This is a genomic window from Streptomyces poonensis (assembly GCF_014650915.1).
GTDB classification, from domain to species: Bacteria; Actinomycetota; Actinomycetes; order Streptomycetales; family Streptomycetaceae; genus Streptomyces; species Streptomyces poonensis.
In genome coordinates this window covers 1-8,746 of the sequence record NZ_BMVW01000037.1, presented here as the reverse complement: position 1 = coordinate 8,746, position 8,746 = coordinate 1, and the positions used below count along the sequence as shown (strand labels likewise).

Below are 8,746 nucleotides of genomic sequence, written 5' to 3'. Positions count from 1 at the left end.
AGCCCGCACCCCGGTCGCATCAGGCACATCGCGAGAGATCACCCTAATGAGCCGAAGTCAGTAGCGGACGCGACCCGGCACAAATTCGGTTCGGGAACGTCCTGCGGGAGGACACCTTTGGCAACGAGCACTTCGACTACCTGTTGGCGCACCCTCCGTTTGGGCTTAGCTGGAGAAACGCCGAGGAGCGAGTCCGTGCTGAGTATGAGCGGGGCTATGAGGGACGCTTCGGCGCAGGGCTGCCGCGTGTCAGCGACGGATCGCTGCTCTTCCTCCAGCACATGCTGGCGAAGATGAAACCGGCGGACGCCTCTGGTGACGGCGGAAGCCGCGTTGTCGTCCTCTTCAGTGGATCTCCTATGCAGGGCGGAGCCACTGGCTCGGGCGAGAGTGACATCCGGCGATGGATCATTGAGAATGACTGGCTCGAGGGCATCGTCGCTCTGCCTGACCAACTCTTCTATACCACCGGCATCAGCACGTACCTCTGGGTCCTGAGCAACCGAAAGAAGCCAGCGCATCAGGGCAGGGTGGCCCTGGTCAAGGCACAGGACCATTGGCAGAAAACGCGGCAGTCATCGGGGAGCAAGCGGAAGTACCTCGGTCCTGATCAACTCGACAAGATCGTCCGGCTCTACGAAGAGGCACTGTCGGCCCCGATTGGGGGATCCCCCCCCGCGACCAGGTGGGCGTCGTGCGGAACGAGGACCTGCTTTACCGGCAGATTGTCATCGAACGCCCGTTGCGGCTGCGCTTCGAACTCACCACCGACGCCCTGGACCGGCTCGCCACCCTGCGGCCGATCCAGCAAGGGGTACACCCCGAGAAGCTAATTGGTGCGCTGCGTGGGCTCGTCGGAACTGCTTGGACCACCAGCTCCGGTGCTGCCTCAGCACTGCGGCGCGCGGCTGCGGCCGTCGGCCTGACCTGGCCGCGAAGTGCCGCCTTCGAGAGGAGCGTCCGAAACGCGATCGGGGTGCGCGACGATCAAGGGGAAGTGCAGCAGCGCCGAGGCGTGATGGAACCTGATGCGGAGTTGCGTGACCTAGATGGTCAATTCCAAGGGGTCAGTGGTCGTACGTTGTCAGCGAGCGGAGGGTGTCCTGTCCGGTGGCATCGTTGTGCCAGATCACGGCGGTCAGGGCGAGGATGCGCTGCAGGACGCGGGTGATGACACCGCGGGGTGTGCGTCCTCGGTGTTGTTCGAGGTTGAGGTGTCCCTTGAACGTTTCGTTGACCGACTCGATGACTTGTCGCAGCGGTTTGAACAGCGATCCGCCGGGCCGCTGCTGTTCACCCTTGCGGGTCGGCCGTAGCAACTGGATACCCTGCTGGGCGAGTTCGCGCTCGAAGGTGCGGCCGAAGTAGTTCTTGTCGCCGATCACTGTTTGGGCGGGCCGGGCGGCGAGGAGGTGCGGTTCGGCCGCGAGCAGGTCAAGCAGGGTCTCGCGCTCGTCGGCCTTGGCTCCCGTCAAGGCGAAGGCGATGGGCAGCCCCTGGAGGGTGCATATCAGGTGCAGGCGCAGACCCCAGAAGAAGCGGCTGTGGCTGGCGCAGTAACCGTACTCGGCCCATCCGGCCAGGTCAGAGCGTTTGACGGTCTCCCGTGAGCGGCCGCATTCCACGGGCGTGGAGTCCACGATCCACACGTCGTCACTCCACACCGAGGTGCTGGTGGCCAGGATTCGAGTGATGCGACGTAGCAGTTCGGCGGCCTTGCGCAGCCGCTTGTTGTAGCCGGGTTGCTGCGGCAGGTACGGGAAGAGGTGGCGAAGGTGGGCCCGGGCATACCGGAGCCACCTGGCCTCGGAGGTGAACCCGAGCATCACCTGCATCATCGCGAGGGTGACCAGCTCGGCGTCGGTGAGCTGCGGTGAGATACCCACGGCGGGCCGCCACGGCGCCAGGTCCGGGCTCTGTTTCAGTAGATCGTCGGTCGCCGCATACAGTGCCGTCGCGAGGGTGTCCAGGTTGTTCGTCACATAAAGAGTTCGATGACACCAGCCGCGTACGAACGAGCGCTCGCAGCATCGCGGCGCCCGCCCCCACCGCTGCAAGGTGCAGGACCGCCGCGAGCGCGAGGTTTTCCGGCAGGGCCGCATCGGCCGGTTGCGCGACTGCCAGGTACAGGGTGAACGGAAGCTTCCAGCCGCTCCAGGCGAACAATGAGCCCGAGCCGAGCCAGCCGAACAGCATCGGGCCCCATCGGGGGACTCGTGCGGGCCGGCCTCGGACGGCAGCCCAGGTGGCGGCGGACGCCACGAACGCCCAGAGCCCGAAGACGCCGGACAGTACATGCCAGGCGAGGTCCCGCTCGCTGCGGTGGGCGACCCCTGCGGTACCGCCCACCGCCCAGTACAGCCAGATGAGACCGATTACGGCGCCGACCACCGTCATCCATGGCAGCGTCCTTGGCGAGCCTTCCCCGCGGTCGCCGAGCCGACCCGCGAACGCGTCCGGCCAGCGCCGCCGCAAGTACGTGGGCAGCGCGATGGCCAGACCCAGCCCCATACCTACAAACCCGATCTGAACCAGCACGGCCTCCCAGACCGGCATCGACGGGGCGGCGTCACCCCCGCTCCTCGGATTGTTATCCTCCGAGCCCAGCAGCGAACTGAGAACGGCGTACGGCAGCACAGGGACAAGGAACCCCGTCCCCACCCAAGCGCAGAAAGCCAACGGCGCTGCCGGTATGTGCATCCCCCACGGCCGCACCAGCGCAAGCGCCACCGCGATCCCGATCCCTGCCATACCGATCGTGGCGCTGTTGAGCACCACCCACTCCGCCTTGCCGAATCCGGTCCCGACCGGCAGCAGCCCCAAAAGCGAACCAACCACCCACGACACCTTGATCAGCAGGTAGGGCGTCAGCGCCAGCGCTGCCCCATACGCCGCGACCCGCCCAGCCCGATCCCATCGATCCACTTGAACTCCCAATTCAAGCAACGGCAAGCCCGCCTCGGACGCCTACCGGCACGCCCTGGCCGCAACCGCGCCAGCGACCCGCAGCGCGCCTTTCCAGCGACGACCGTGCCGACAGCTGCCACGCCGCCGGGAGCTGGCGGACTATGCGCCTTGCACTACACCGGCCAGCCCGAGGCCCTGCAGACAGCCTTCTGCGCACCACTCGGCTGTCCCATCGTCGTCTCCCTTTCCCTCAGGAGCCGCATGCCATCCCGCGACGACCTCCACACCATCGACGGGGACGTCTACGTCTCCCCGCGCCATCTCGCCGGCACCACCGCAATCGGTGACCACGGTTTCGCCTCGCTTCGCGACCTTGGCTGGAACCTGCAGAACGACGACCTTGGCAACGCCTACCTGAACGCTCCTGACCGCAGGGTCCGTCTCGGCTACCTGCCGGAAGGCGAAGACGACGGCTTGTGGCGCACCGCCCGCCTGGGGCGTCTGCTTCAACGACTCCTGTCCGACGGAGTTCGTCACCGCCTTCACCACCGCGCTCGCCGCGGCGTACGAGCAGGGGCCCGACGCATACCTCGCGGCCCCCGATTCCAGGAGCAGGGACCATGACCCGTTCCTCGCGGTCGTACCGCTCATCGAGCGTGGCTGGCAGATCGACCGCCCCCGCTGGGGCGTGTTCGCCGTCCAGTCGGCCGACGGGCTCGCCGGGCTGGAGTTCACCACAGGACACCTCGACCCGGAAACCGAGCTGACCACCCGCGACACACGCTGGCAACTCTGGGCCGGCACTTCCCTCGCCCGCCCCTTCTGGTACGCCACCGCCAGCACCGACACCCCCGTCGCCCTCGTCCGGGCGGTCACCGAGTGCGTTTCCGACCCCGCACCACTGCCCCGCTGGCGGCAGGACGCCTACAGCTACGTCAAGGGCTTCGCCCAGCTCGCCCCGATTCTCCCGCCGGTTCCACCCGCTCCCACGCCGCTCGACGTCCAGAGGGCAGCATCCCGCCGCCCGGCCACGCTGCCCACCTCCAGCGTCCCGCGTCGGAGCACCACCAGCCGCCCCGCCGTGCCCGGCCCTCGCCGGTGATCCCTCGCTCGTCCGCTACCGCCGGGAGTCCTCCTTGTCTCTACGAGCTGCCGAATTCTTCACTGAGCTGTGTCTCCCGTTCACCGACAGCACCGTCGTCGGCAACACCTACTACGCCGCTCCCGTCCCGGGCGGGCCTCTGCGGCTGCGTATCAGCTTCACGGGCACCGTTTACGCGGACACGTACGGTGGTCTGCGAGCGGCCGTCATCCACGCCGATCGGGGCGAGATCGACGCCGTGGCACTCAGCTTTGTGGACCACGGCACCTTCCACCGCCGCGATGAAGCCCGCAACACCTCCCGCGACAGCAGCAAGTACGGCACGTTCGACAAGTACCACCGACCCGGTCAGCCGCCCTGGGAAGGCGCCGTGACCACGGGACTGCGTGACGCGATCGAGCAGTACACCCGCGTCTGGTTCCCCGGCGTCTGGGAGGCAGCCTCGCCCGTGCGCGCTGTGGGCCGCTCCGCCGGGACGACCGTGCTGCCCCCTCCGGCGCGGCCCTCCGTGCGCAGCCGCTGACCCCCTCACCAATCAGGGAGCCCATCCACTCAGGCGACTTTCATTTGTCCGTTCGGCCGCTTTCCTCGAGGGCCCGGCTGCGGCAACAACGGCACGGCTCAGGCTGACGAGTATCACCGCGACTGACGCGATGTCGTCGCCGCCGGGATCGATCCTCAGCTGAGAGTCTGCGCTGCGTAGAGTGCACCAACTACGGCGGCCAGGGCGCCCAGCAGGAGGCGGAGGAGCCGTTCGGGCAAGTGAGGTTGCAGGTGAGCGCCCAGGTAGCCGCCGATCAGCCCGCCCAGTCCGCAGGCCAGTCCGAGGAGCCAGTCGGGGGCGATGCCGCTTCCTCCGGTGAGGGACAGCAGTCCGTAGGTACCGGCGCCGACCAGTGAGGTCAGGAAGGTGGAGGTGAGCGCGGCAGGGGCGACCTGGGCGGCGGGGACGCCGCGGCCCACCAGGATGGGCCCGAGTATCGAGCCGCCGCCGATGCCGTAGATGCCGCCGACCGTTCCGACGGCCACCGCCAGTGCGGTGACCGTACGCGGCGATGGCTCGGCCGGTGTGCTCGCAATGGTGGGGCGCAGGGTGCGGACGATCAGCCACAGGCCGAGTGGGAGCAGCAGGGCGGCGACCAGGAGCCGGAAGACAGCTGGTCCTGGGATGGCGAACACGCGGATGAACGCGCCGAGGACGACTCCGGGGAGCGTGCCGGCGAGCAGGCGGCGGGTCAGCGGGCCGTAGAGAAGACCGTTGCGCCGGTAGCGCAGCAGGGCGCCCGGTCCGGCGACGACGTTGTAGAGCAAATTCGTCGGGGTGACGGCGGGGCTGGGTACGCCGAGCACGCTGAGCTGGACGGGAAGCAGGAACACGGCGCCGGAGACGCCTACCGGTGCGGTGACGAGGGCGATCAGCACGCCTGCGGCCAACCCAAGAACGCCCGCCGACCAGTCCACCCTTCCCCCCCCGTCCGAGCTGTCTGCTCAGTATCCGTCCCGGTCCGCCGCTGTTGTGCGGCGGCCTGCGGTGTCCTGACTCGTGGGGGATCCAGCGTGGATGCAGGCGGAGGGGCGGGGCCCTGATGAATCTGGCTGTGGGCCGGCCGCGCCGAACCGGGTGCCGCTGTCGGGCGTGAGCGCGCCCACCTTCGACGGCCGCCCCTCAGCAGCCCGCCAGTAACTCGACGACCCGGTTACACCGTTCGTCTCGCAGACCCAAGAGCCCCGGAGCGGTGCGCGTCACGGGAGTTCACCGGGCGAGGCCGGTCACGTCGGACGACAGCCATCAGTCACACGTTATTCGAGGCGCCGGATCCAGTATGGCGCCCACTCGGCTCAGGCCCTCGTGGTTGATGGAGAACCAGGCCCAGGTCCCGCGCCGTTCGCGGTTGAGCAGTCCAGCCTCGGTCATGATCTTCAGGTGGTGGCTGATGGTGGACTGGCGTAGTTCCAGGCTGTCGGCCAGATCGCACACGCACGCCTCTCCGTTGGGGGCCTGCTCCAGCAGCCGGAAGAGCTGCAGCCGTGTGGGATCGGCTATGGACTTCAAGATTGTGACCAACTGCTCGGCCTCGGAGCGGTCCAGAGGTTCGCAGTTCAGTCCCGGCCCGCACGAGCCGCCCTCGAAGATACCGTCTTCCGAAGCATGAAATGCAATGACAGCCATCTACTGACCATAGACGCTAGGTGATCGATCGTGCACGGTCGAAATTGATCAGACTGTGGGTTCACCTGTCGTTAAGAGAGTGGTTCAGCGGCTGTTGGGCTGTTGGTATGGGAGGCAGGAGGCGGTCAATCCCGTCTCGGCATGCCGTTTGGCACGCCGTGATGGTGCTTCCCCGGAAGTGACCGCCCCCTGCTTGGAAGTTGCCCCGCATCTGCTCGGTGGAGCTCCCCACACACAGGGCACCTGCGATCGTCCGGAGCTTCCCACGCAGTGCCCGAAACCTCCTGTCGACACCGCCGCGCCGTCGACAAGCCGCGTCAGTGGTGGGGGCCGTGCCGGCCGAGGGTCTCCACGGGGGTCGCGCCGGGGCGGGTCCACTGCGGCACGGGGCGGCTGGTCGGGCCCCAGGTGGCTTTCCCGTCCGCGTCCGAGCGCCAGTACCAGCTGATCGGCGAGCCATGGCCACCGACCGGCGAGTCGGCCTGCGGGGGCTCGGGCCAGCCCTCGGGGGTGTCCTCCCACGCCTCGCGGCGGCCGTAGGGCGTCCTGTCGAGCAGGGCGAGGGACCCGTTGACCGGCTCGGTGCCTCGGCCCGTGGTGGAGTAGGTGAGGAACACGCGGTCGCCGTCGCGCACGAAGCAGGCGAGGTAGCCCATGTCGCCGCCGACCGGCGGGTCCACGCCGCGCACCGAGTACCAGGGCTGGGTGTAGCCCATGAACGCGACGTAGGAGGCCACCTCCTCCCAGCGGCCCGTGGTCAGGATGGCGAACGAGACGCCGCGGGCGTTGAGGTAGACGGCGTCCTTCAGATGCCAGGCCGTGGTGGTGCAGCCCTCGCACTGCCCTTGAGGCGGCGCGCCGTCGTACCACATGTGCTGGTAGACCACGAGCTCGTCGCGGCCCTGGAACAGGTCGAGGAACGGGACCGGGCCGTCGGGTCCGACGACCTCGACCGTTCCGTCGAACTCCACCATCGGCAGCCGGCGGCGGGCGGCGGCGAGGGCGTCGCCCTCGCGGGTGTGGGCCTTCTCGCGGACCAGCAGCTCGTCACGGGCCCGCTGCCAGGTGGCCAGGTCGACGATGGGCGGGCGGCCGGGCAGTGCGCCGGCCGAGGTGTTCGGCGTGGTCGTCACGGTGACCTCCGTGGTGTCTCGTGCCGGGCGGCGTCGTACGTCGTCCGACGACGGTCACTAGAACAGACCCGCGCCCGGGTCGAAACTCATCGCAGCGAGGGCGCCCTCGGCCGAGTTGGCATGGACCACGTCGGTCTGACCGGTTCGCAGACGTACTTCTGAAAAGTGGGGCCCCGGACGACGACGCGCGCGATGCTCGCTGGCGCTTTCACTCGGTTGAACGACGGACCGAATAACGCGACGGGGACCCGGGTCGATCTCAGGGGTACCCATCAGCTGGTGGACATCAGATGCCAGAGCCTGTGAACAAACCCCGGTCTGCCCCGATCACTCCGTTATGGGCAGGCACTCGGCGAGCAGGTCGACGACGTCCCGCCAAGCTCGCTGCGCGTGCTGAGGGTGATAACCGACCCCGGGAAGCACGATGTGGTCGACCGGTGGGTGATGGAAGGCGTGCAAGGCGCCGCCGTAGACCACGAGGCGCCAGTCGACGCCCGCAGCCTGCATCTCGGCGGTGAATGCGTCCCGTTGCGCGGGCGGCATGATCGGGTCTTCTGACCCGACCCCGGCCCACACCGGGCAGTGAATGCGCGCCGTCTCGCCTGGTCGGCCCGTAATCAGTCCGTTGACTGTCGCGATCGCGCGCAGGTCGACGCCGTCGCGCCCGAGTTCCAGCGCGATTGCGCCCCCGGTGCCGTAGCCGACGGCGGCGATCCGGTCCGGGTCGGTCCGCGGCTCGGCGCGGAGCACGTCGAGCGCCGCGTGGCCGATGCCTCGCATCCGGTCGGGGTCGGCGAGCAGTGGCGTGCAACGGGCCAACATCTCCTCGGGGTCGCCCAGATAGCGCCCGCCGTGGAGGTCGAAGGCCAGCGCCACGTATCCCAGCTCGGCGAGCGCTTCGGCCCGGCGGCGCTCGACGTCGCTGAGCCCCATCCCCTCGGGCCCGACCAGGACCGCGGGTCGGCGGTCGACACCGGCCGGGAGCGCGAGGTGCCCGATCATCGTCAGGCCGTCGGCCGCGTATGCGATCGTGCGCGTGGTAACTGTCGTCATGAGCTTGGACTGTAGTGATCGTCGAGCCCGGTCGGGCCGGTGTTCTGCCGCTGGCAGAAGGCAGGTCTCTGGCGTATTCCGGAACCACCCCGTCAGCGGTTCAGCTCCGAGCCTGTGGACAAACCGCCGTCCGCCCGAAGGGCGGGCGCACCGGACGCCGCTGCGCGCAGACGGGGATTGTTCACAGGCTCTCAGCTTGTTCTTTAACCTTTGTGAGCTTTGAGGCGATTACGTTCGGCGATGGTCTCGGGTCGACTGGTTGTTTTGCCCACGTCGTGACGGGTGGCGGGATGTCGGTTTTTCGAGCCACCCGGCTTTCCTGGTCCGGGCGTTGAGGGTTTCGGCGCACGGGCTGGGCAGTGCAGGTGCGGGCGGAGGTTC

The 8,746-nt window shown here is 68.4% G+C and carries 7 protein-coding genes and 2 pseudogenes; 3 read left to right on the top strand and 6 right to left on the bottom strand.

Annotation, left to right across the window (positions count from 1 at the left end; all coding sequences use genetic code 11):
• Positions 1-83 precede the first annotated feature (83 nt).
• Positions 84-833 (top strand): HsdM family class I SAM-dependent methyltransferase, encoded by a 750-nt coding sequence (locus IE242_RS39425; RefSeq protein WP_373299691.1) that lies wholly within the window; start codon positions 84-86, stop codon positions 831-833.
• 234 nt (positions 834-1,067) lie between these two features.
• Here the strand turns inward: IE242_RS39425 and IE242_RS37215 are convergent, their stop codons facing one another.
• Positions 1,068-1,982 (bottom strand): IS982 family transposase, encoded by a 915-nt coding sequence (locus IE242_RS37215; protein WP_189867522.1) that lies wholly within the window; start codon positions 1,980-1,982, stop codon positions 1,068-1,070.
• A 1,186-nt stretch (positions 1,983-3,168) separates the two neighbouring features.
• Here IE242_RS37215 and IE242_RS37210 point away from each other — a divergent pair.
• A pseudogene (locus tag IE242_RS37210) lies at positions 3,169-4,009 on the top strand (SPDY domain-containing protein).
• Between the two features lie 34 nt (positions 4,010-4,043).
• A complete protein-coding gene (locus IE242_RS37205) occupies positions 4,044-4,532 on the top strand; it encodes a hypothetical protein (protein WP_189867520.1) in 489 nt (162 codons plus the stop codon).
• 155 nt (positions 4,533-4,687) lie between these two features.
• Here IE242_RS37205 and IE242_RS37200 read toward each other — a convergent pair whose 3' ends face one another.
• The 5 genes and pseudogenes from IE242_RS37200 to IE242_RS39020 all read right to left on the bottom strand — a co-directional run.
• Entirely contained in the window at positions 4,688-5,470 is a 783-nt protein-coding gene (locus tag IE242_RS37200; protein ID WP_189867518.1) for a TSUP family transporter, read from the bottom strand.
• A 328-nt stretch (positions 5,471-5,798) separates the two neighbouring features.
• Complete coding sequence (locus IE242_RS37195; RefSeq protein WP_189867516.1) at positions 5,799-6,179, bottom strand: ArsR/SmtB family transcription factor; 381 nt, start codon at positions 6,177-6,179, stop codon at positions 5,799-5,801.
• Positions 6,180-6,496: 317 nt separating this feature from the next.
• Positions 6,497-7,312, bottom strand: a complete 816-nt coding sequence (locus IE242_RS37190; RefSeq protein WP_189867514.1) for a DUF899 domain-containing protein — start codon at positions 7,310-7,312, stop codon at positions 6,497-6,499.
• Positions 7,313-7,639: 327 nt separating this feature from the next.
• Positions 7,640-8,365: a dienelactone hydrolase family protein gene (locus tag IE242_RS37185; RefSeq protein WP_189867512.1), complete on the bottom strand. Its 726-nt coding sequence runs from the start codon at positions 8,363-8,365 to the stop codon at positions 7,640-7,642.
• 203 nt (positions 8,366-8,568) lie between these two features.
• Positions 8,569-8,746, bottom strand: a pseudogene (locus IE242_RS39020) (NF041680 family putative transposase); the annotation flags it as partial.